Source organism: Mycobacterium sp. Soil_C_30 (genome assembly GCF_057656995.1).
Genome location: NZ_JBDGJH010000025.1, coordinates 41,055 through 62,101, shown reverse-complemented (window position 1 = coordinate 62,101; position 21,047 = coordinate 41,055). Strand labels below are relative to the sequence as shown.

Below are 21,047 nucleotides of genomic sequence, written 5' to 3'. Positions count from 1 at the left end.
CGCACGGATGGGGATCCCGGTTCAACGCGCCGGGGGCGGCGACGTCGAAACCCGATCGGTGCATACGCCGCGGACGTATGATCGGTGCGATGCCACTGCAGCACGCGCCGAGGCCGTACTGGCGCCGCCACCCGCTCGTGACGGTGTGCGGATTACTCTGCGCGGCATGGCTTTTGGCGAACGGCTGGTACGTCACCCTGGCGGCGCTGACGGTGATCATCCTGGCGGTCCGGTTGCGACGGCGGCGCCGGGCCCGCGCCATCCGCCACGCGGGCCTGCGGGCCCGGGCCGATCTGGAGCACCGCTTCGCGATGAGCGGCGACCCGCGCGGCATCTACGGCCGTTACCCGCCCGTCTTCTCCTGACCCGTGTAGTGCATCCCGTTGCTGCGGTGCTCCACCGGCGGCAGGTTGCGCGCCGGGGTGTGCACCAGCGGCGCATCCGCGGGCAGCCGCCCGGTGGCGCGGTCCCATGCCGACCGGGCGCGCGGATGCATGCGGAAGCGCTTGGGAACGACGGTGAACACGAGGCCCACCAGCTTGCCGAAGCGACGGTGCCACTTCTCGTCGCGTTCCGACCAGCTGTAGCCCATCAGTCGTCGCACCGCCGGGTCGTACAGTCCGACGGTGAACCAGACGAAGAACGGTTTGACCACGAATCGACGCTGCAGGGCCCACAACCAATCCGGCATGGCGGCGGCGAATGGCGGCTTGGGCAGCTCGTCGAGATTGAGCACCTCACGGGCGGCCCAGTTGTTCTCCAGCACCTCGGTGGTCATGTGCTCCCAGTAGCGCTGGAAATCCTCCCAGGTGTCCGGGACGGGCCGCATGCTCATGCCGTACATCCGGTACCACTGCTTGTGCTCCTCGAAGAGCTGCCGCTTGTCGGCCTCGGAGATACCGCGCCAGCACAACCGTTCCGCGACGATCAGCGTGCCGACGAAGAAGGTCGAATGCGCCCAGTAGAAGACGTCGGGGTTCAGTGCGGAGTAGCGCCGGCCCTGGGCGTCGACCCCCTTGATGCCCACGTGGTAGTCGCGGACCTCGGCGCCGGTCATCGGCGCGCGGTCGCCATCGAACACCACCCCGCCGATCGGGTACAGCGAACGCAGCAGCCGGGGCCAGCGTTCGGTGAAGAAGATGGAGTGTTCTTCGACGGCCGCTCCGAGCTGCGGATGCATGTTCTGCATCGAGCCGGCCCACGGCCCCTGCAGCATGCCGCGCCAGTCCCCGAAGTACTTCCAGGTGAGCGTGCCGGGCCCGAGCGGTCGCGGCGGGGCGCCGTATCCGGCGGCCGAAACCGGACAGCCTGTTGCTGCCGCTTCACTGGTCAGCGAAGATGCCCCGGAAGTATCTTGAGTCACCAATGGAGTGTCCCGTCGGTAGAGCGAAGTGACTACGCGAGTTGTCAGAAGTTTAGGAGTGAAGTGACTTCCGGTCAAAGTCGTGGCCGTTGGTCCGGTGTCCCACTGGAAGACCGCCAGGCTCGCCGGCGTGACGAACTGGTCGACGCCGGCATCGAACTGTTGGGCGGCGAAGGTGGACCCGCGCTGACGGTCCGAGCGGTCTGCCGCCGCGCCAGCCTGACCGAACGCTATTTCTACGAGAGCTTCGGCGACCGCGACGAGTTCGTCCGCGCGGTGTACGACGCGGTGTGCGCCAAGGCGATGTCGACGCTGGTCTCCGCCACCACGCCACGCGAAGCCGTGGAACGCTTCGTCGCCCTCATGGTCGACGACCCCATCCGCGGCCGCGTACTGCTGCTGGCGCCGGAGGTCGAGCCGGTGCTGACCCGCTCCGGAGCGGAGTGGATGCCCAACTTCATCGACCTCCTGCAGCGCAAGCTCACCCAGATCACCGATCCGGTGATCGCCCACATGGCCGCCACCAGCCTCATCGGCGGCCTGACCGCGCTGTTCACCGCGTACCTCGAGCACCGGCTGGGCGCCACGCGCGAACAGTTCATCGACTTCTGCGTCGACACCATCATGAGCCGGGCCAGCCTGTCCTGACCGGGACTGGCGTCGGCCTCGACCGGGTACCCCGACACAGAACATCGGTTCCGATGGGCGCTCTCACACATCACGATCGAGCGCGCATTCGGACACACCAGGCGGGGGAACTTGAATGGTACTGAGGTACACAGATATATTGACTGCAACCAACAGGTACAGATAACCGGAGGACGCATGTCGCAAGACCTGACCGACCTGCAGCTTCTGCATGAACTCGAGCCCGTCGTCGAGCAGAAGATCAATCGACACATGGCGATGCGCAAGGACTGGAACCCGCACGACTACATCCCCTGGCAGGAGGGCAAGAACTGGTACGCCCTCGGCGGCCAGGACTGGGAGCCCGGCCAGTCGAAGCTCTCCGAAGTCGCGCAGACCGCGATGGTGCAGAACCTGCTCACCGAGGACAACCTGCCGTCGTACCACCGCGAGATCGCGATGAACTTCAGCATGGACGGACCCTGGGGTTACTGGGTCAACCGCTGGACCGCCGAGGAGAACCGGCACGGCATCGCCCTGCGCGACTACCTGGTCGTCACCCGCGCCATCGACCCCGTCGAACTCGAGGTCACCCGCATGGAACAGGTGACCCGCGGCTTCTCCCCGGGCCAGAACCAGCAGGGCGACCTGTTCGCCGAGAGCCTGTTCGACTCGGTGATGTACGTGTCGTTCCAGGAGCTGGCCACCCGCGTCTCGCACCGCAACACCGGCAAGGAATGCCACGACCCGATCGCCGACCAGCTGCTGGCGCGGGTCTCGGCGGACGAGAACCTGCACATGATCTTCTACCGCGACGTCTCGGCCGCCGGCCTGGACATCGCCCCCAACCAGGCGATGAAGTCGCTGCACCGGGTGCTGCGCAACTTCAAGATGCCCGGTTACACGGTGCCGGCGTTCCGCCGCAAGGCCGTCATCATCGCCGTCGGCGGTGTGTACGACCCGCGTATCCACCTCGACGACGTGGTGATGCCCATCCTGAAGAAGTGGCGCATCTTCGAACGCGAGGACTTCACCGGCGAAGCGGCCGCCCTGCGCGACGACCTCGGCCTGCTGATCGAGGAACTCGAGGACGCCTGCCAGAAGTTCGAGGTGGCCAAGCAGCGCCGTCTCGAGCGCGAACGCCAGGTGGCCGAGAAGAAGGCCATGAAGAACCTCCTGGTGACCACTTCCTCCACAGCGTGAGGCTTCGACTGCATTGACCAGTACCACCGCGATGGCCCGACCCGCACTGCGGATCGGGCCATTCACGCTGCCCAGTCCCGTCGTCCTGGCGCCGATGGCGGGTGTGACGAATGTCGCCTTCCGGACGTTGTGCCGTGAACTCGAACAGCAACGCGTCGGGACCGTCAGCGGTCTGTACGTCTGCGAGATGGTGACGGCGCGCGCCCTCGTCGAACGCCACCCCGTGACGATGCACATGACGACGTTCGCCCCCGAGGAATCGCCGCGCTCGTTGCAGCTCTACACCGTCGATCCGAAGTACACCTACGAGGCGGCCCGCATGGTGGTCACCGAGAACCTCGCCGACCACATCGACATGAACTTCGGGTGCCCGGTTCCCAAGGTGACCCGGCGCGGCGGAGGTGCCGCACTGCCCTACAAACGCCGGCTGTTCGAACAGATCGTCCGGGCTGCCGTCAGCGCCACCGAGGGCACCGACGTCCCGGTCACGGTGAAGTTCCGGATCGGCATCGACGACCAGCACCACACCCATCTGGATGCCGGGCGCATCGCCGAGCAGGAGGGCGCCGCAGCGGTGGCCCTGCATGCGCGCACCGCCGCCCAGCGCTACTCCGGCGCCGCCGACTGGGAGCAGATCGCCCAGCTCAAGCAGCATGTGCAGACCATCCCCGTGCTCGGCAACGGCGACATCTTCGACGCGAACGACGCCCTGACCATGATGGCCGGCACCGGCTGCGACGGCGTGGTGATCGGCCGCGGCTGCCTGGGGCGGCCATGGCTGTTCGCCGAACTCTCGGCGGCGTTCACCGGTTCGCCGATGCCCACTCCCCCGACGCTGGGCGAGGTCGCCGACATCATCCGCCGCCACGGAGAGCTCCTGACCGAACATTTCGGCGAGGACAAAGGCATGCGCGACATCCGCAAGCACGTGGCGTGGTACCTGCACGGCTTCCCCGTCGGTTCCGATCTCCGTCGGGCGCTGGCCCTGGTCAAGACCCGTGAGGAACTCAGCACCCTGCTCGACGGACTCGAAGCAGATGTTCCGTTCCCGCCTGCGGCCAGCGGACCGCGTGGACGACAGGGCTCGCCGTCGTCGGTGACACTGCCGGAGGGTTGGCTCGACGACCCGGAGGACTGCACGGTCCCCGCGGGCGCCGACGCTATGCACTCCGGAGGCTGAATCGAGACTTACTCGACATAGGTCTTCTCAGTTTGCGTCAGTAACATGTGTACGTTCCGCGCACTCGAGTAGCGAAGTTCCCACTTGTGCTGCTAAAGACTAAGGAACCTTTGACGCGACACAACGCCGTGGACCGCGTCTGACCCGATCCCGGGTATGACAGACCTCATCAGAGCCGGAGGCCCGATACGGACATGAGTGACGGCGACAACGCCACTCCTGGCCAGCACCGGGCGTCGGAACCTGACGGGGACAATCAGTGGATTACCCGATCTTCGCAGCCGACGCCAGGCGCCGCGCCGTGGGAGCGCGCATCGGATTCAGAAACCACTGACGACGGCCCGGAAGGCAACCACACCGACGGCGTCACCGTCGCGGACCTCTTCGCCAAACTGACCGGCGGTGTCCCGGAGTCGCTGCGCCGGTCACACCTGCGCGACGACGAGCCCGGATCCGACGCGGACGACGCCTCCGAGCCTGCCGTCAACGATCCCCCCACGCTGCCCACGATGTCGGCCTACGCGTCGGAGATCCCCGACCTCGCGGCCCTCGGTCCGAGGCGCGACACCGACGGCAACGCTGCCGAGGAGACCACGGTCCTGCCCGCCGTCGTCGACCATCTGCCCGCGGTACCTGCCGCCAAAGACCTCGCGCTGGTGGCTCCCCCGCACCGACGACGCCGATCGGCTCTGCTGGCCGGGCGCGCCGTCGCCGCCTTGATCGCCGTGCTGGCCCTGGCGCTGACGGGCGGCGCATGGCAATGGAACTCCTCGAAGAACAACAACCTCAACAACGTCGCCGCGCTCGATTTGGACTCCCGCGACATCGTCGACCCCAACGCCCAGTTCGGTGACGAGAACTTCCTCATCGTCGGCACCGACAGCCGGTTCGGCCAGAACCAGGAGATGGGCGCAGGCACCACCGAGGATGCGGGCGGCACCCGCTCGGACACCGTGATGCTGGTGAACATCCCCGCCAGCCGCGATCGTGTGGTGGCGGTGTCCTTCCCCCGCGACCTGGCCATCACACCGATGGAGTGCGAGCCGTGGAACCCCGAGACGGGTGAGTACGGGCCGCTCTACGACGAGGAGTCGGGCACCTACGGGCCTGACATGTGGTACACCGAGACCAAGCTGAACTCCGCGTATTCATACGGCGGCCCCAAATGCCTGGTGAAGGTCATCCAGAAGATCTCGGGCCTGTCGATCAACCGCTTCATGGCCATCGACTTCGCCGGGTTCGCGAAGATGGTCGACGCCCTGGGTGGTGTCGAGGTGTGTTCCACCATTCCGCTCGAGGACTACGAGCTGGGCACCGTCCTGGCCAACGCCGGCCGGCAGACCGTCGACGGGCACACCGCCCTCAACTATGTGCGCGCGCGCCAGGTGACCACCGAGTTCAACGGTGACTACGGCCGGATCAAACGCCAGCAGCTGTTCCTGTCCTCGCTGCTGCGTTCGCTCATCTCCAAGGAGACGTTCTTCTCGCTGACGAAGCTCAACAACGTCGTCAACATGTTCATCAACGACAGCTACGTCGACAACATCGGCACCAAGGATCTGGTCGATCTCGGCCAGTCACTGCAGGGTGTCGCCGCCGGACGCATCACCTTCATCACCGTGCCCACCACGGGCTACGCCGACGAGTACGGCAACGAACAGCCCCGCACCGACGATATCCGCGCCCTGTTCAGCGCCATCATCAACGACGAGCCGCTGCCCGGCGAGAACGACCAGAACGAGACCACCACTCCGGTCACCTCCAGCGAGACCAGTACCTCCGAAACGACAACACCCACCACGGAGACCTCCGCACCCGAGGAACCGTCGACGCGGATGGTGGACGCAGTGACGCTGGATCCCAGCGAGGTGAGCGTCCACGTCGCCAACTCCACCGGCCAGACCGGGCTGGGGTCCTCGGCCAGCAGCGCGTTCCAGCAGTTCGGTTTCACCGTCGACGCGCCCGACGATCACCCGATCAGCCTGGAACGCACCACCGTGATGTACTCCCCCGGCAACGAGCAGGCAGCCGCCACCGTGGCGTCCGCGCTCGGTATCCCGGCCGTGGAGCAGATGACCGGTCTGGGTGACACCGTGCAGGTGGTGCTCGGTCCCGATTTCTCCTCGGTGTCTGCGCCGGAGGCCGCCGGTTCGGGGATCAGCATGGAAGTCACCCAGGGTGAGACTTCTGGCGAACCCACCGAGCTGCCGGAGGATCTGACGGTCACCAACGGCGCCGACACCACATGCGAATAGCGACAGCAAACTCCTCGCGCTGAGGGGTCCCGCGCCATTCACCCGTCGTTCACCTGGTACATCATGCCTTTTGGGTGCGCATCAACGTAGGCTTGGCACATGCGTACCGCTTACCAGGAGCAACTTGCGACTCTGGCTGCGCAACTCGGCGAGATGTGCGGTCTGGCCGGAGTTGCCATGGAAAGAGCCACCCAGTCTCTACTGCAGGCCGACTTGGTTCTCTCCGAGCAGGTCATCACCGACCACGAGCAGATCACGGCACTGAGCGCCCAGGCCGAGGAGCGGGCTTTCCATATCCTTGCCCTGCAGGCACCGGTGGCCGGTGATTTGCGCTCGATCGTCAGTGCCATCCAGATCGTCGCAGATATCGACCGGATGGGCGCTCTGGCGCTGCACGTCGCCAAGATCGCCCGGCGCAGGCACCCGCAGCACGCCCTGCCCGAGGAAGTGAACGGCTACTTCGCCGAGATGGGCCGCGTGGCCGTCGAACTGGGTCACAGCGCTCAAGAGGTGCTCAAGACCGGTGACCCCGAGAAGGCCGCCAGGATCCGCGAAGAAGACGACGCGATGGACGACCTGCACAAACACCTGTTCACCGTGCTGATGGACCGCGAGTGGAAGCACGGTGTGGCCGCGGCCGTGGACGTCACCCTGCTGGGCCGTTTCTACGAGCGTTTCGCCGACCACGCCGTCGAGATCGCCCGCCGGGTCATCTTCCAGACCACCGGCGAGCTACCGGTCGAAGCCGACCTGTACTCGACGCACTGAATCCAGCCCGATAGAGAAATCCCCTGAAACCTCGCAGGTTTCAGGGGATTTCGTTTTCTCAGAGCGGCTATCCGAAACGACCGGAGATGTAGTCCTCGGTGGCTTTCTGCGTCGGGTTGGAGAAGATCTTCTCGGTGTCGTCCACCTCGACGAGCTGACCCGGCTTACCGGTGGCCTCGAGGTTGAAGAAGGCGGTCTGATCGCTGACCCGAGCGGCCTGCTGCATGTTGTGCGTGACGATCACGATGGTGAAGTCCTGCTTCAGCTCCGAGATCAGGTCCTCGATCGCCAGCGTCGAGATGGGGTCGAGCGCCGAGCACGGTTCGTCCATCAGCAACACGTCGGGCTGCACGGCGATGGCGCGGGCGATGCACAGACGCTGCTGCTGGCCACCGGACAGGCCGCCGCCGGGCTTGTCGAGACGGTCCTTGACCTCGTTCCACAGATTGGCGCCCTTGAGCGAGCGCTCCGCGGTCTCGTCGAGCGTCTTCTTGTTACGCACGCCCTGCAGTTTCAGGCCCGCGACCACGTTGTCGCGAATCGACATGGTGGGGAACGGGTTCGGCCGCTGGAACACCATGCCGATGGTCTTGCGCACACCGACCGGGTCCACGCCGGAGCCGTAGATGTCGTCGCCGTCGAGCAGCACCGAACCCTTGACGTGGGCGCCCGGGATCACCTCGTGCATACGGTTCAGCGTGCGCAGCACCGTCGACTTACCGCAGCCCGACGGGCCGATGAACGCGGTCACGCTGCGCGGCGGCACCGCCAGCGAGACGTTCTGCACGGCGTGGAACGAGCCGTAGTAGATGTTGACGTCTTTGAGGTCGAGACGCTTGGCCATTTTCAGATACTCCTAGACCTTTTTGGGGGCAAAGAACTTGGCGATGAATCGCGCACCGACATTGAGCACGGCGATGATGACGATCAGGGTGAAGGCGGCACCCCAGAGGCGGTCGGTGGGAACCGGGTTCGCGCCGGCGCCGGCCGAGGTCTGGTCGAACATCATGCCGGGCAGCGAGCCCATGAAACCGCTGAACATGTCGAAGTTGATGGCCTGGGCGTAGCCCACCAGGATCAGCAGCGGGGCGGTCTCACCCATGACGCGGGCCAGGGCCAACAGAATGCCGGTGACGATGCCCGACAGCGCGGTGGGGATCACGATGGCCGCGATGGTCTTCCACTTCGGCACACCCAGGGCGTAACTGGCTTCGCGCAGGTCCATCGGCACGATGCGCAGCATCTCCTCGGTGGAACGCACGATCACCGGGATCATCAGCAGCACCAGGGCCAGCGACACCGCGAACCCGGACCGCTGGAAACCGAAGGTCGCCACCCACAGGGCATAGATGAACAGCGCAGCCACGATCGAGGGCACACCGGTCAGGATGTCGACCATGAAGGTGGTGACCTTGCCCAGTCGCGTCCCGCCGCCGTACTCGACGAGGTAGATGCCGACGAAGACACCGACCGGGATGGAGATGATGGCGCAGACGAGCGCCTGCAGCAGCGAGCCGACGATGGCGTGGTACGCGCCGCCGCCCGCGGCGAACGCGGTCATACCCGCCTGGGAGTTCAGCCACCAGGTGCTCGAGGTGACCGCCCCGATGCCCTTGACGATCACCGTCAGCAGCACCCAGACCAGCGGCACCAGCGCCACCAGCACCGAGGCCGTCACCAAGACGGTGGCCAGGTTGTTGGTGAACTTGCGGCGGCCGCTGACGGCTTGGAACGTCGGCGACTTCAGCGGCCGATCAAGCGTCGAGGTCATGATGCGGACCTGTCCTTTCCGGAAACCGCGGCGCGGGCCAGCGAGTTGACCACGAAGGTCAGGATGAACAGCACCAGACCCGCGGCGATGTAAGCGCCCGCCTTGTACTGGTCGTTGAATTCGGAGGCGGCCGAGGCGATCTTGCTGGCGAAGGTGTAGCCACCGTCGAACAGCGACCAGCCGAAGGCTGTCTGCGTACCGCGCAGGATGATCAGCAGGGCGATGGTCTCACCGAGCGCGCGGCCCAGACCGAGCATCGCACCACTGATGTAGCCGGACATACCGAACGGCAGCACCGTGGTGCGCACGACCTCCCAGCGGGTGGCGCCCAGCGCCAGTGCCGCTTCGATCTGGCCGCGCGGCGTCTGGACGAACACCTCGCGGGTGACGGCGGTGATGATCGGCAGGATCATCACCGCGAGCACGATGCCCGCGGTGAAGATGGTGCCGCCGCCGGCCACCGACGCGTTACCGGTATCGAACAGGAACAGCCAGCTGAGGCTCTCGTTGAGCCAGACCGCGAACGGACGCAGCGCCGGGGCCAGCACGTAGAGCCCCCACACGCCGTAGATGATCGACGGCACCGCGGCCAGCAGATCCACCATGTAGGCGAGCGGTCCCTTGACCCGGGCGTGCGCGTACTGCGTCAGATAGATGGCGATGCCCAACGCGACGGGCATCGCCAGCACGAGCGCGAACACCGAGACGAACACCGTCACCTGGAGCAGGTCCAGGATGCCGAAGTGCATCGCCGAGGTGTCGGTGGTGACCCAGTTGCCACCGAAGAGGAAGAAGTTCTCCTCGTTCCGGGCGAGTGCCGGGATGGCGCGCCACAGCAGGAAGAAAGCGATCGCCGCGATGATGACGACGATCAGGACGCCGGAGCCCTCCGCCAATGCGCGGAAGATGCGGTCGCCGGGGCGGACCTTCGTGCCCTTGGACGGATCCGTGGAGATGGGCTCGGGCTCCGGGAAGGGCGTGGCCATGGCCTCGCCCGAACCCGCGTTCAGCGGATTTGGTGTTGTCACTTCGACCCTATCGGTCATTCGTCTTCGCACCCAATCTTCTCTTCAATCCTGCTGTGGCGCTACCGAAGACCTAGGCCGTCGAGCCGATGGCGTCGATGGAGGTCAGGAGGCGCTCCTTGAAGGCGTCGGGCAGCGGCACGTAGCCCGCGTCGGAGAGGCCGGCCTGGCCGTCGTTGGCTGCCACGGTCAGGAACGACTTGACCGCGGCGGCGGTGTCGGCGTCGTAACCGTTGGAGCACACGATCTCGTAGGTGGCCAGCACCAGCGGGTAGGCACCCGACTCGGTGGTGCCGTAGATCGAGTTCAGATCGAGCACCAGATCGTTGCCCTCACCGGCGAAGGTGGCCGCGTCGATGGCCTTGCCCGCGGTCTCGTCGGTCAGCTCGACCGCGCCGCTGCCGGTGTCGATCTGCGCGAAGGGCGTGCCGGCCTGCTCGGCGAAGCCCTTCTCGACGTAGCCGATCGCACCGGGAGTGGCCTGCACGGCCTGCACGACGCCGGCCGACTTCTGCGCGCCCTCGCCGGCGCCACCCTGGAACTCGCTGCCGTCGCCCTTGGTCCACGCCTGCGGGGCGGCTGCGGTCAGGTACTTCTGGAAGTTGTCGGTGGTGCCCGAAGAATCCGAGCGGAAGATCGGCGTGATCGGGCTGTCGGGCAGGGTGGTGCCCTCGTTCAGCGCAGCGATGGCCGGGTCGTTCCAGTTGCTGATCTGGCCCTGGAAGATCTTGGCCAGGGTGTCACCGTTGAGCACCAGCTTGTCGACGCCCTCGATGTTGTAGGCCATCGCGATGGGGCCGAACACCAGCGGCAGGTGCCACGCCGGGTTGCCACCGCAACGCTCGGCGGCGGCGGCGATCTGATCGTCCTTCAGCGCCGAGTCCGAGCCGGCGAAATCGACGTTCTTGGCGATGAACTGCTCGCGGCCGGCGCCGGAACCGGTGGGGTTGTAGGACAGGTTCTTGCCCTGGCAAGCCTGGCCCCAGACCTGGTTGAACAGCGCGACCGCGTTCTGCTGGGCGGTCGAGCCCTCGGCGGTCACCTCGTTCTTGCCGCCGCAGTCGGCGGAACCGGCGGCGGCGGTGCCACTGGCCGAGCCGGACGTGCCGGACGTGCCGGTGTTGTTGTCGCTACCGCACGCAGTCAGGGTCAGACCGGCGATGGCCGTCGCCGATACGGTCGTCAGGAATGCCTTGCCGAAGAAGTTGCGCTTCACCTATCCCGCTTTCTCATGAGCACGCCCGTCCTTCAGGACCGGGCATCCAGTGCTTTTCCTCCGGGGAAGTTATGCGGCACTAATGGACGGCATCCTCATGTGAGGTGAACGCAGGGTGAACAGCTGAGTGAACGAGGCGTTTCACCCAGCTGTGAGTCGTCTGAGGGTGGGCGATCTCACGCCCGGTAAGCGGTGTCGGAACTGTACACGGTGAAGCCCAGACGCTCGTAGGTACGCACCGCGGCGGTGTTGTCGGATTCGACGTAGAGCATCACCGCGGGGTCGGTGACGTCGGCCAGTTGCCGCGCCAGATACTGCAAACCCGCGACCGTCAGGGTGTGTCCCAGGCGCTTGCCTTGCGCGGCGGGGTCGACGCCGACGACGTAGACCTCACCGATCCTCTCGGCGCCGTCGTGCACTTTGGTCCAGTGGAACCCCAACAGTTGCCCGCCGTTGTCGGCATCGGCGCTGTAGGCCAGGAACAGGCCATCGGGGTCGAACCATGCCTCGGCTTTGCGTTCGGCGATATCGGCGTCGGTCCAGCCGCCCTGTTCGGGGTGCCAGGCGAACGCCGCGTTGTTGACCCTGAGCAGTTCGGCGTCATCTGCCGGCCCGGCGTAGGACCGCAGCTGTACTCCGGCTGGGACCTCGACGTCAGGAACGTCATGCAGCGAACGTCGCATCTGTAGCAGTTCGCGTACCGGTGTCAGCTTCAGCGCAGCGGCGACGGCCTTCGCGGCAGGCAACGTTCCGTGTGCCCAGAAGCTGCGGTCGCCGCCGGTTTCTTCGAGCGTGGCGGTGATCAGGGTGGACCCGATACCGCGGCGGCGGGAGCGGGGCCCGACCACCAGTTCAGCCATGTCGTCGGTGAGATTCAGGTAACCCTGGACTTCGCCGGCATCGTCGGTGGCGACCAGATGCCTGGTGCGCTGGTGGGCGAGTTCACGCAGAACCTGCTCACCGACCGGCGCGACACCATCGAATTCCGTTGCGGCGTCGATGATCTGCCGTACCGCCTGCTGCTCCGACGCGGAGAGCCCGGAGCGCCACTGGACTCGGGTCACTTGCGCAGCTGCTCGGCCAACGAGCCGCTGACGTCCTCGGGCGAGTCGTCGAAGCCGTCGTCGTCGTCGAGATCGTCGTCATCGAGCTCTGCGTCCGCCGGCGTCGGCGGCCGTCCGCGTGCGGGCCGCACCGCCTTGTAGCCGACGTTGCGCACCGTCCCGATGAGCGATTCGTACTCCGGCCCCAGCTTTGCGCGCAGCCGTCGCACGTGGACGTCGACGGTACGGGTACCGCCGAAGAAGTCGTAGCCCCACACCTCCTGCAGCAACTGCGCACGGGTGAACACCCGCCCGGCATGCTGCGCGAGATATTTGAGCAGTTCGAATTCCTTGTAGGTGAGATCGAGCGGTCGGCCGCGCAACCTCGCGGTGTAGGTGCCCTCGTCGATCACCAGCTCACCGAGGCTGACCTTGCCCGCGCTCTCCTGGTTCGCCATGCCGCCGCGCCGGCCGACGAGCAGCCGAAGCCGCGCATCGATCTCGGCGGGGCCGGTACTCGGCAGCAGGATCTCGTCGAGTCCCCACTCCACATTGACCGCAACGAGACCACCCTCGTTGACCACGGCGACGACGGGCACCGACGTACCCGTCGACCCCAGAAGCCGGCACAGGCCGCGCGCGGCGGCCAGATCGGTACGCGCGTCGACAATCGCAACGTCCGCCGTCCCCGCCTCCAACAACGAGGAAACCTCCGTCGGCGCTGACCGCACACTGTGAGCCAGCAGAGACAACGACGGCAGAACTGACTCTGGATGCGGGTCGACCGTGAGTAACAGTAAGTCCAACTGACCCTCCAGCAACCGGAAGAACATCTCCCAGATTCATGGCCGACACATCGCTGTTACCGACCGAGATCACCTAACGATAGCGCCCAACCTGCTATTTGGCCGGGTGGGAGCGGCCCGGCCCCTATCCGCCGGTTCGCCGGCCACCGCCTGGGCCACAATGTTCGGCGTGCGCAAACTGCTGATCGGCCTCGGTGCGACGGTCGTGTCCGTCATCGTCGGAGCCGTCGGCGTCGACTTCGGTGCCGCCATCTACGCCGAGTACCGACTGTCCCGCACCGTGCGTACCGCGGCGCAGCTGAGCTGGGACCCGTCGGTGGCCATCCTCGGATTCCCGTTCATCCCCCAGGCCGCGCAGCGCCACTACGAGGAAGTGGAGATCAAGGCCCACGACGTCGCGCACCCCGAAGTCGACAAGGCCGCGCTGGAGGCCACCCTGCATTCGATCGACCTCACCGAGTCGTCCTGGCTGATCGACCCGGATGCCGAACTGCCTGTCGGCAAGGTGGAGAGCCGGATCATCATCGACTCCTCCCACCTGGGCAGGTTCATGGGGATCAAAGACCTCATGGTGGAAGCCCCGCCCGTGGAGACCAACGACGCCACCGGCGGCACCACCGAATCGGGGATCTCCGGCAGCGAGGGCCTGGTGTTCACCGGCACCCCGACCGCGGCCGACTTCGGCGAGCGGGTCAGCGTCTCGGTCGACCTGTCGATCAGCGACCAGACCACGTTGGTGTTCACGCCGACCGGCGTCCTGACCGGCCCGGGCACAGCGGACCAGGAGGTGCCGGAGGACAAGGTGCAGGCTGTGTTGTCTGCGTTCCGCTCCACCCTGCCCAATCAGAAACTGCCGTTCGGAGTGGCACCGACGGCGCAGGGCGCGCGGGGATCCGACATCATCATCGAGGGGATCGCGGACGGAGTAACCATCACGCCGCAGGGGTTCAGACAGTCATGAACCCCGCGCTGTACTCCGCGATCGCGATCGTCGCCGCTCTTGCCGCAGCCGTTGTGGTCGGCTGGCTGATCAACCGGCGCTCGGGGGTACTGCGTGAGACCGCCGACACCGTCGCCGCGGTGGACGTCAGCGACCTGGGCCTGTCCCGTACCGGGCCGACGATCGTGCACTTCAGCGCGGTCTGGTGTGGTCCGTGCGCCGGGGTCCGGCGAACGGTCGAGCAGGTGTGTGCCGAGAGTCCGGAAGTGGCCCATGTCGAGATCGACATGGACGCCAATCCTGCTGCGGCGCGGCGCCTGTCGGTGCTGTCCTTGCCCACGACGTTCGTCTTCGACGCGCAGGGCCGGCAGCGGTACCGCAGCGCCGGGGTGCCCAAGGCCGCTGACCTGCGGTCGGCCCTTGCACCGCTATTGGCCTGATCAGGGTGTCATTGGGTATGGTGTGCCTCGTGTCAACCCGCCAGGAGCTCGTGCTCACCAAGCGCCGCGCAGTGGATCTGTGCCGCGTGGCGGGTTGTTGCTGTTGTTGTTGTAGCTGCTGAGTCGCTGCGCCGTTTTCGCGCCGCCCTCGGAGCAGGCCATGTGCACTGCCCGCGCCAGCCAGCCATCCAACACAACAGGAGCTATTTCACGTGTCAACCGATACCAAACGGGGTGCTGAGAACACCGTCGGCGGTGACGTCGTCGATGTGCGTGGCCCCCGCTTCGTCGCCTGGGTGACCACCGCCGTGTTGATCGCCGTCTTGGTGCTCTCGGCCGTCAGCACGGCGGCGGCAGCAGTTGTGTTGGGGTTGCAGGCAGTCGTCTTCGCGGTCGGGGCCTGGCGTGGCCCGAAGCAGCATCCGTACGGCCGCATCTTCGCCGCGGTCCAGAGGATTCAAGCTCCGCGGCTGGGCCCGGTCACCGAGAAGGAACCGGTTCCGCCGCTGAAGTTCGCCCAGCTCGTCGGGTTCGTGTTCGCCGTCGTGGGCACCGCCGGCTTCGCGCTCGGCGCGCCCCTGCTGGGCACCATCGCGACGGCGTTCGCGCTGTTCGCGGCTTTTCTCAACGCAGCCTTCGGCATCTGCCTGGGCTGCCAGCTGTACCCCGTCGTCGCGCGTGTGCGACGCACTGCTTAGCACCTCGTATCCCCACTGATCGAAAGGACCACCTACATGGCACGCTCCGACGTCCTGGTCACTGCTGACTGGGCCGAGAGCAATCTCGATGCGCCGAACACCGTCTTCGTCGAGGTCGACGAAGACACCAGCGCCTACGACGGCGGGCACATCGCCGGCGCGGTCAAGCTGGACTGGAAGGCCGATCTGCAGGATCCGGTGCGCCGCGACTTCGTCGACGCCCAGCAGTTCTCCAAGCTGCTGTCCGAGCGCGGCATCGGCAATGACGACACCGTGATCCTCTACGGCGGCAACAACAACTGGTTCGCCGCCTACGCGTACTGGTACTTCAAGCTCTACGGCCACCAGAACGTCAAGCTGCTCGACGGCGGCCGCAAGAAGTGGGAGCTCGACGGACGCCCGCTGTCCACCGACACCGTGAACCGTCCCGAGACCAGCTACTCGGCCAAGGATGCCGACAACTCGCTGCGTGCCTTCCGCGACGAGGTGATCGCCGCGATCGGCACCAAGAACCTGGTCGACGTGCGTTCCCCCGACGAGTTCTCCGGCAAGATCCTCGCCCCGGCGCACCTGCCGCAGGAGGGCAGCCAGCGCCCCGGCCACATCCCCACCGCGATCAGCGTGCCGTGGAGCAAGGCGGCCAACGAGGACGGCACCTTCAAGTCCGACGAGGATTTGGCCAAGCTGTACGGCGAAGCCGGTCTGGACGGCGAGAAGGAAACCATTGCTTACTGCCGCATCGGGGAGCGCTCGTCGCACACCTGGTTTGTGCTGCGGGAACTGCTCGGGCACAAGAACGTCAAGAACTATGACGGCAGTTGGACGGAATACGGCTCTCTCGTGGGAGCCCCGATCGAGTTGGGAAGTTAGATATGTGCTCAGCGCCCAAGCAAGGACAGACCCTGCCGGCCAGCGTCGACCTCGAGAAGGAGACGGTGATCACCGGACGGGTCGTTGACGGCACCGGCCAGTCGGTCGGCGGCGCCTTCGTCCGGCTGCTGGACTCCTCGGACGAGTTCACCGCCGAGGTCGTCGCATCGGCCACTGGCGATTTCCGCTTCTTCGCCGCTCCCGGCACGTGGCGGGTGCGTGCCCTGTCGTCGGCCGGTAACGGCGACGCGGTGGTCGCGCCGTCCGGTGCCGGGATCCACGAAGTCGACGTCAAGGTCGCCTGACTCCGGTCGCTTAGGAAGCCTGAGCTCCACCCCCTTCCGGCGAGCGTGCGTGTTTGCCCTTCGGCACGCCGAAAAATGTGTGCAATCACGCACGCTCGCGGTAGGGACCCGGAGCCTCACAGGCTCGGATAGGAACTAGACTCGACACCGTGGTGCTGTTCTACGAGCTTGCTCTCGTCTTGTGTACCGTCGTGATCACCTGGTTCGCGCTCTACGCGCTGTACCGGCTCATCACCGACGAGTCGTGACTGACTCTGAACCCGAAGCAGGTTCAGGCGACCGCGCGGTAGCCGCCGCGGCCAAGCGCGCCAAGGAGACCGCGGCACGCAACATCCCCGCCTTCGCCGATCTGCCGTTGCCCGCCGATACCGCGAATCTGCGCGAGGGTGCGAACCTCAACGACGCTCTGCTGGCCCTGCTGCCTCTGGTGGGTGTCTGGCGTGGCGAAGGGGAAGGCCGCGGCGCCGGAGGCGACTACCGGTTCGGTCAGCAGATCGTGGTGTCGCACGACGGTGGCGACTACCTGATCTGGGAGGCCCGGTCCTGGCGTCTGGACGACGACGGCGCCTACGAATCCGTCGGTCTGCGAGAGAGCGGCTTCTGGCGCTTCGTGAACGATCCCGCCGACCCGGGTGAATCCCAGGCCATCGAACTGCTGCTGGCCCACTCCGCCGGCTACGTGGAACTCTTCTACGGCCACCCTCGCAACCAGGCGTCCTGGGAGCTGGTCACCGACGCTCTGGCGCGCAGCAAGTCCGGCATGCTCGTAGGGGGCGCCAAGCGGCTCTACGGCATCGTCGAGGGCGGCGACCTGGCCTACGTCGAGGAACGCGTCGACGCCGACGGCGGGTTGGTTCCGCATCTGTCCGCCCGGCTCAGCCGATTCGCCGGCTGAGGTTCGTCATCAAGCTCTCGCCTCGCGCCCTGCTGTGCGCGCTCGTCCTCACAATCTCACTGACGGCCTGCGGGTCCGCGCCGAAACCGGCAGACGATCCTGGGCAGACACCATCCGAACACGGCTCCTACGCGCACTGCTTGGCCGAACACGGGATCGAGCAGCCACCCGCGCCGGCACTGGGACCGGCTCCCGGTCCCGCCGCGCCGCCGGCCGGTGTTGATCCGGTCTCGTGGGAGCAGGCCCTGCAGGCATGCGCCGAGCTGGCGCCCGGCCCCGGCTAACCGAGCACCGGGGGTACCTCCCCGTCGGCCAGCCAGCGGGCCTCGAGTGCGTCGAGCATGCCTTCGGTGCGTAGTTCGTCGACAGCCTGCGACACACATGGAGTCAGCCGACTGTCCTTGTCGAGCATGATGCCGAATTGTTCAACGACGTCCGAGCCCGCCGGCAGCGTTCCGATGATGATCCCGCCGTCGAGTTCGTCCTGCACCGCCACCGCGGTCGGCAGGTCGAGCACCAGCGCGTCGATCTGACCTGCGCGCAACGCCATCTTGGCGTCGATGTTGGTGTTGTACATCTCGATCGATGTGCTGCCACCCACCGCCCGCGCCGCGGTGGAGCTGGTGGTGCCCACTTGGGCGCCCAGCTTCACCGAGCGCAGATCCTCCAGGGTGGTGGCCGTGGCGGCGGCGGAGGTCCGCACCGTCACCACCGCCTGTGACACGTCGTAGTACGGCGACGAGAAGTCCACGAGTTCGCGGCGCTGGTCGGTGATGGAGAACTCGGAGAGGTTGGCGTCGAACGCTTTTGGGCCGGGCGCCATGGCGGTGTTGAACGGCACCCGCACCCACCGGACTTCGTCGGCGGTGTATCCCAGCTTGTCCGCGACGGCGTAGGCCACCGCGGATTCGAAACCCTCACCGTTGGCGGGATTGTCACCGATGTACCACGGTGGATACGCCGGCTGGTCGGTCCCGACGGTGAACACGCCTTTGTACAGCGTGGGCAGATCGGCTTTGTCGCAGTTCAGCGGCGGGGCCGTGGCAGCGGGGGCAGCGCACCCGGACAGCACAAGCACCAGCACGGCTGCACCCGACCCACCGAAACGCATGTCAGTCCCGTCCCACCCCGCCCAACCGGGCCAGGAACTGCCGGGTGCGCTCCTGCCGCGGCGCACCCAGAACCTGGTCCGGCGGGCCGGACTCGAGGATCCGGCCACCGTCGAGGAAGCACACGACGTCGCCCACCTGACGCGCGAAACCCATTTCGTGTGTTGCCATTACGATCGTGCGGCCAGAGGTGGCCAACTCCCCCAGCAGGTCGAGCACCTCCCCCACCAGCTCAGGGTCCAGGGCACTGGTCACCTCATCGAGGAGCAGCACGCGGGGGTCATAGGCCAACGCCCTGGCGATCGCCACCCGCTGTTGCTGTCCACCCGAGAGCCGGTCCGGGTAGGTGTCGGCGCGGTCGGCGAGTCCGACCCGAGCCAACAGTTCCCGGCCGCGGTCCTCGGCGTCGCGGCGGCTGCGGCGATGCACCACCCGCGGCGCGAGCGTGACGTTGTTCAGCACGGTCATGTGAGGAAAGAGATTGAACGACTGGAACACCATCGCCATCGACTGGCGCACGTTGTCGGCGTCGATCCTCGGGTCGCTGATATCGCGGCCGTCGAGCAGGATCTGCCCGTCGTCGATCTCCTCCAGGAGGTCGATGCACCGCAGCAACGTCGATTTTCCCGAACCGGATGCGCCGATCAGCACCACCACCTGGTGCTCGCCGACGTCGAGGTCGATGCCGTCGAGAACCGCTCTGTCGCCGTAGTTCTTCACCACCCCACGCAGGCTCAACACGGGTTCGGTCATAGTGCGCCCTGCCGTCGGGCCGCCCGGCGCGTCGCCCAGTCGGCCAGCCGGGCCGACGGCACCGCGAGTGCGACGAACAGCAGGCCGGCCACCACGTAGGGCGTGAAGTTGTACGACGTCGCCACTTGGATCTGCGCGGCTCGCACGGCGTCGACGGCACCGAGCACCGAGATCAGGCCGCAGTCTTTCTGCAGGGCCACAAAGTCGTTCAACAGCGCAGGTGTGACCCGCCGCGCCGCCTGCGGCAGCACCACCAACCGCATGGTGCGGGGGTAGTTCAGGCCCAGCGACCGGGCGGCCGCGATCTGCGACGGGTGCACCGAGTCGATGCCCGCCCGGAACACCTCGGCGACAAGCGCCGAGTACACCAGCACCAGGGCCAGGCCACCCAGCAGCACGGGACTGTTGGGGATGCCTTCCAGCCGCAGCCCCGGCAGGCCGAAGCCGATCAGGTACAGGCAGATCAACAGCGGCAGACCGCGGAACAGGTCGACGTAACCGATGACGAACGCGCGCACCGGAAACCACACCGGTCCACGCAGGTTGCGCAGTACGGCCAGCAGCAAACCCAACGCCAGGATCAGGATCTCGCACACCACCAGCACCCGGACGTTGAGCCACAAGCCGTCGAGCACCGCAGGCAGGCTGTCCCAGCCGATCTGCAGGTCGAAAAACGAATCACGTACCCGCGGCCAGCCCGGCGACGACACCACCGTCACACCGATCACCACAGCGAACGCCAGCGTCGATGCCAGCGCCACCAGCGTCGAGCGCCGCGCGCGGGAGCGGTGGTAGGCGCGGCGCTGCTCCGCCAGCGCGGTCACGTCAGTACGGGTGCGCTACCGGCTTCGTCGAGCCATGTCTTCTGCAGTTCGGCCAGTGTGCCGTCGGAGCGCAGTTCGTCGACAGCAGAGGTGACACACACCGTCAACGGGCTGCCCTTGTCGAGGACGATCCCGAACTGTTCCGGCTTGTCGGTGGTGGCAGGCAGCTGCCCGACGATCACGCCGTCGTCGAGCTCGGCCTGCACCGCAAATGCAGTCGGCAGGTCGAGCACCACCGCGTCGATCTGCCCGCTGGTGAGCGCGGCTTTGGCGTCATCGTTGTTGTTGTAGACGCTGACGGGCTGGCTCGGCGCCAACGCCTCGGCGGCGGTGTAGCTGGTGGTGCCCACCTGCGCGCCGATCTTCAGGGCGCGCAGGCCGTCGAGGGTCTTGGCCTCAGCCGCAGGCGACGAGCGCACGGTCACGACGGCCTGGGTGACGTCGTAGTAGGGCGAGGAGAAGTCGACGGCCTGCTTGCGCTCATCGGTGATGGAGAACTCCGACAGGTTGGCGTCGAAGGTCTTGGCGCCCGGGGCGATCGCGGCGTTGAACGGCACCCGCACCCAGGTCACCTCGTCCTTGCCGAAGCCCAGTTTCTCGGCGACGGCGTAGGCCACGGCCGATTCGAAGCCTTCGCCGTTGGCGGGGTCGTCGTCGACGAACCACGGCGGGTAGGCCGGCTGGTCGGTGCCGAAGGTCAGGCGGCCCGCCTCCAGAGTGGTCAGCGAATCCTTGGCGCAGCTGTCGGTGGCGCGGCTGGATTCTGGTGCCGATTGTTCATCTGCCGGCGCACATCCCGCGCCTACGAGCGCCAGGCTCCCCATTACCCCCGCCAACAGCCAGCTTCTCGACCGATTTCGCATCGCCGCATCATCGCCTACCGGCGTGCGCCGCGCCAGCGATCCGCTCATAGCTTGCTGATATTCGGGGTCTACGGGGCGCAAAGGAACGACCCA

The 21,047-nt window shown here is 66.6% G+C and carries 25 protein-coding genes; 14 read left to right on the top strand and 11 right to left on the bottom strand.

Annotated features, from left to right (window positions below):
* Positions 1-89 precede the first annotated feature (89 nt).
* Positions 90-365 (top strand): DUF2510 domain-containing protein, encoded by a 276-nt coding sequence (locus AC3A6P_RS31165; protein WP_487696247.1) that lies wholly within the window; start codon positions 90-92, stop codon positions 363-365.
* On the opposite strand, the gene AC3A6P_RS31160 is transcribed toward AC3A6P_RS31165, so the two are convergent.
* A complete protein-coding gene (locus tag AC3A6P_RS31160) occupies positions 344-1,363 on the bottom strand; it encodes an oxygenase MpaB family protein (RefSeq protein WP_487696246.1) in 1,020 nt (339 codons plus the stop codon). The genes AC3A6P_RS31165 and AC3A6P_RS31160 overlap by 22 nt on opposite strands.
* Positions 1,364-1,426: 63 nt before the next feature.
* On the opposite strand from AC3A6P_RS31160, the gene AC3A6P_RS31155 reads away from it, so the two are divergent.
* From AC3A6P_RS31155 to phoU, 5 genes are all read left to right on the top strand, one after another.
* Positions 1,427-2,011, top strand: a complete 585-nt coding sequence (locus tag AC3A6P_RS31155) for a TetR/AcrR family transcriptional regulator (protein WP_487696245.1) — start codon at positions 1,427-1,429, stop codon at positions 2,009-2,011.
* 177 nt (positions 2,012-2,188) lie between these two features.
* Positions 2,189-3,193: an acyl-ACP desaturase gene (locus AC3A6P_RS31150; protein WP_487696244.1), complete on the top strand. Its 1,005-nt coding sequence runs from the start codon at positions 2,189-2,191 to the stop codon at positions 3,191-3,193.
* A gap of 31 nt (positions 3,194-3,224) precedes the next feature.
* A complete protein-coding gene (gene dusB, locus AC3A6P_RS31145) occupies positions 3,225-4,373 on the top strand; it encodes a tRNA dihydrouridine synthase DusB (protein ID WP_487696303.1) in 1,149 nt (382 codons plus the stop codon).
* Positions 4,374-4,567: 194 nt separating this feature from the next.
* Entirely contained in the window at positions 4,568-6,628 is a 2,061-nt protein-coding gene (locus tag AC3A6P_RS31140; RefSeq protein ID WP_487696243.1) for an LCP family protein, read from the top strand.
* Positions 6,629-6,727: 99 nt separating this feature from the next.
* Positions 6,728-7,396 carry a phosphate signaling complex protein PhoU gene (gene phoU / locus AC3A6P_RS31135; RefSeq protein WP_487696242.1) on the top strand — a complete coding sequence of 223 codons (669 nt, stop codon included), beginning with the start codon at positions 6,728-6,730 and terminating at the stop codon, positions 7,394-7,396.
* Positions 7,397-7,463: 67 nt separating this feature from the next.
* On the opposite strand, the gene pstB is transcribed toward phoU, so the two are convergent.
* The 6 genes from pstB to AC3A6P_RS31105 form a co-directional block, all read right to left on the bottom strand.
* The gene (gene pstB, locus AC3A6P_RS31130) at positions 7,464-8,240 is read right to left on the bottom strand and encodes a phosphate ABC transporter ATP-binding protein PstB (RefSeq protein WP_487696241.1); all 777 of its coding nucleotides are present in this window, start codon (positions 8,238-8,240) and stop codon (positions 7,464-7,466) included.
* A 12-nt stretch (positions 8,241-8,252) separates the two neighbouring features.
* Positions 8,253-9,167 carry a phosphate ABC transporter permease PstA gene (gene pstA / locus AC3A6P_RS31125; RefSeq protein WP_487696240.1) on the bottom strand — a complete coding sequence of 305 codons (915 nt, stop codon included), beginning with the start codon at positions 9,165-9,167 and terminating at the stop codon, positions 8,253-8,255.
* The gene (gene pstC / locus AC3A6P_RS31120; RefSeq protein ID WP_487696239.1) at positions 9,164-10,213 is read right to left on the bottom strand and encodes a phosphate ABC transporter permease subunit PstC; all 1,050 of its coding nucleotides are present in this window, start codon (positions 10,211-10,213) and stop codon (positions 9,164-9,166) included. Before pstC ends, pstA begins: the two co-directional genes overlap by 4 nt.
* A gap of 52 nt (positions 10,214-10,265) precedes the next feature.
* Positions 10,266-11,408: a phosphate ABC transporter substrate-binding protein PstS gene (gene pstS, locus AC3A6P_RS31115; protein ID WP_487696238.1), complete on the bottom strand. Its 1,143-nt coding sequence runs from the start codon at positions 11,406-11,408 to the stop codon at positions 10,266-10,268.
* Between the two features lie 176 nt (positions 11,409-11,584).
* Positions 11,585-12,472: a mycothiol synthase gene (gene mshD, locus AC3A6P_RS31110; RefSeq protein ID WP_487696237.1), complete on the bottom strand. Its 888-nt coding sequence runs from the start codon at positions 12,470-12,472 to the stop codon at positions 11,585-11,587.
* Positions 12,469-13,284 (bottom strand): winged helix-turn-helix transcriptional regulator, encoded by an 816-nt coding sequence (locus tag AC3A6P_RS31105; protein ID WP_487696236.1) that lies wholly within the window; start codon positions 13,282-13,284, stop codon positions 12,469-12,471. The genes mshD and AC3A6P_RS31105 overlap by 4 nt, the downstream gene beginning before the upstream one ends.
* 133 nt (positions 13,285-13,417) lie before the next feature.
* On the opposite strand from AC3A6P_RS31105, the gene lmeA reads away from it, so the two are divergent.
* The 8 genes from lmeA to AC3A6P_RS31065 all read left to right on the top strand — a co-directional run bounded on the left by lmeA (position 13,418) and on the right by AC3A6P_RS31065 (position 17,689).
* Entirely contained in the window at positions 13,418-14,218 is an 801-nt protein-coding gene (gene lmeA / locus AC3A6P_RS31100) for a mannan chain length control protein LmeA (RefSeq protein ID WP_487696302.1), read from the top strand.
* The gene (locus AC3A6P_RS31095; RefSeq protein WP_487696235.1) at positions 14,215-14,637 is read left to right on the top strand and encodes a thioredoxin family protein; all 423 of its coding nucleotides are present in this window, start codon (positions 14,215-14,217) and stop codon (positions 14,635-14,637) included. The genes lmeA and AC3A6P_RS31095 overlap by 4 nt, the downstream gene beginning before the upstream one ends.
* A gap of 17 nt (positions 14,638-14,654) precedes the next feature.
* Complete coding sequence (locus AC3A6P_RS31090) at positions 14,655-14,759, top strand: Ms5788A family Cys-rich leader peptide (RefSeq protein WP_487696234.1); 105 nt, start codon at positions 14,655-14,657, stop codon at positions 14,757-14,759.
* Positions 14,760-14,849: 90 nt separating this feature from the next.
* A complete protein-coding gene (locus AC3A6P_RS31085; RefSeq protein ID WP_487696233.1) occupies positions 14,850-15,335 on the top strand; it encodes a DUF4395 domain-containing protein in 486 nt (161 codons plus the stop codon).
* Between the two features lie 36 nt (positions 15,336-15,371).
* Complete coding sequence (locus AC3A6P_RS31080) at positions 15,372-16,205, top strand: sulfurtransferase (protein ID WP_487696232.1); 834 nt, start codon at positions 15,372-15,374, stop codon at positions 16,203-16,205.
* A gap of 2 nt (positions 16,206-16,207) precedes the next feature.
* The gene (locus tag AC3A6P_RS31075) at positions 16,208-16,510 is read left to right on the top strand and encodes a DUF1416 domain-containing protein (protein ID WP_487696231.1); all 303 of its coding nucleotides are present in this window, start codon (positions 16,208-16,210) and stop codon (positions 16,508-16,510) included.
* Positions 16,511-16,754: 244 nt separating this feature from the next.
* Positions 16,755-17,405: a heme-binding beta-barrel domain-containing protein gene (locus AC3A6P_RS31070; RefSeq protein ID WP_487696230.1), complete on the top strand. Its 651-nt coding sequence runs from the start codon at positions 16,755-16,757 to the stop codon at positions 17,403-17,405.
* 140 nt (positions 17,406-17,545) lie between these two features.
* On the top strand, positions 17,546-17,689 hold the full coding sequence (locus tag AC3A6P_RS31065; RefSeq protein WP_487696229.1) for a hypothetical protein: 144 nt from the start codon (positions 17,546-17,548) through the stop codon (positions 17,687-17,689).
* Here AC3A6P_RS31065 and AC3A6P_RS31060 read toward each other — a convergent pair.
* From AC3A6P_RS31060 to AC3A6P_RS31045, 4 genes are read right to left on the bottom strand one after another with little or no spacing between them, the layout of a single operon-like run.
* Complete coding sequence (locus AC3A6P_RS31060; RefSeq protein ID WP_487696228.1) at positions 17,686-18,489, bottom strand: ABC transporter substrate-binding protein; 804 nt, start codon at positions 18,487-18,489, stop codon at positions 17,686-17,688. The genes AC3A6P_RS31065 and AC3A6P_RS31060 overlap by 4 nt on opposite strands.
* A gap of 28 nt (positions 18,490-18,517) precedes the next feature.
* A complete protein-coding gene (locus tag AC3A6P_RS31055; RefSeq protein WP_487696227.1) occupies positions 18,518-19,267 on the bottom strand; it encodes an amino acid ABC transporter ATP-binding protein in 750 nt (249 codons plus the stop codon).
* Entirely contained in the window at positions 19,264-20,091 is an 828-nt protein-coding gene (locus tag AC3A6P_RS31050; RefSeq protein WP_487696226.1) for an amino acid ABC transporter permease, read from the bottom strand. Before AC3A6P_RS31050 ends, AC3A6P_RS31055 begins: the two co-directional genes overlap by 4 nt.
* The gene (locus AC3A6P_RS31045; protein WP_487696225.1) at positions 20,088-21,002 is read right to left on the bottom strand and encodes an ABC transporter substrate-binding protein; all 915 of its coding nucleotides are present in this window, start codon (positions 21,000-21,002) and stop codon (positions 20,088-20,090) included. Before AC3A6P_RS31045 ends, AC3A6P_RS31050 begins: the two co-directional genes overlap by 4 nt.
* Between the last annotated feature and the right edge of the window lie 45 nt (positions 21,003-21,047).

What these genes read in the sequence shown, in the direction of transcription:
- AC3A6P_RS31075 (WP_487696231.1), top strand. Translation starts at nt 16,208, where the DNA reads ATGTGCTCAGCGCCCAAGCAAGGACAGACCCTGCCGGCCAGCGTCGAC.
- AC3A6P_RS31165 (WP_487696247.1), top strand. Translation starts at nt 90, where the DNA reads ATGCCACTGCAGCACGCGCCGAGGCCGTACTGGCGCCGCCACCCGCTC.
- pstA (WP_487696240.1), bottom strand. Translation starts at nt 9,167, where the DNA reads ATGACCTCGACGCTTGATCGGCCGCTGAAGTCGCCGACGTTCCAAGCC.
- phoU (WP_487696242.1), top strand. Translation starts at nt 6,728, where the DNA reads ATGCGTACCGCTTACCAGGAGCAACTTGCGACTCTGGCTGCGCAACTC.
- AC3A6P_RS31080 (WP_487696232.1), top strand. Translation starts at nt 15,372, where the DNA reads ATGGCACGCTCCGACGTCCTGGTCACTGCTGACTGGGCCGAGAGCAAT.
- AC3A6P_RS31140 (WP_487696243.1), top strand. Translation starts at nt 4,568, where the DNA reads ATGAGTGACGGCGACAACGCCACTCCTGGCCAGCACCGGGCGTCGGAA.
- pstC (WP_487696239.1), bottom strand. Translation starts at nt 10,213, where the DNA reads ATGACCGATAGGGTCGAAGTGACAACACCAAATCCGCTGAACGCGGGT.
- AC3A6P_RS31105 (WP_487696236.1), bottom strand. Translation starts at nt 13,284, where the DNA reads ATGTTCTTCCGGTTGCTGGAGGGTCAGTTGGACTTACTGTTACTCACG.
- lmeA (WP_487696302.1), top strand. Translation starts at nt 13,418, where the DNA reads ATGTTCGGCGTGCGCAAACTGCTGATCGGCCTCGGTGCGACGGTCGTG.
- AC3A6P_RS31095 (WP_487696235.1), top strand. Translation starts at nt 14,215, where the DNA reads ATGAACCCCGCGCTGTACTCCGCGATCGCGATCGTCGCCGCTCTTGCC.
- AC3A6P_RS31090 (WP_487696234.1), top strand. Translation starts at nt 14,655, where the DNA reads ATGGTGTGCCTCGTGTCAACCCGCCAGGAGCTCGTGCTCACCAAGCGC.
- AC3A6P_RS31055 (WP_487696227.1), bottom strand. Translation starts at nt 19,267, where the DNA reads ATGACCGAACCCGTGTTGAGCCTGCGTGGGGTGGTGAAGAACTACGGC.
- dusB (WP_487696303.1), top strand. Translation starts at nt 3,225, where the DNA reads ATGGCCCGACCCGCACTGCGGATCGGGCCATTCACGCTGCCCAGTCCC.
- AC3A6P_RS31045 (WP_487696225.1), bottom strand. Translation starts at nt 21,002, where the DNA reads ATGAGCGGATCGCTGGCGCGGCGCACGCCGGTAGGCGATGATGCGGCG.
- pstB (WP_487696241.1), bottom strand. Translation starts at nt 8,240, where the DNA reads ATGGCCAAGCGTCTCGACCTCAAAGACGTCAACATCTACTACGGCTCG.
- AC3A6P_RS31150 (WP_487696244.1), top strand. Translation starts at nt 2,189, where the DNA reads ATGTCGCAAGACCTGACCGACCTGCAGCTTCTGCATGAACTCGAGCCC.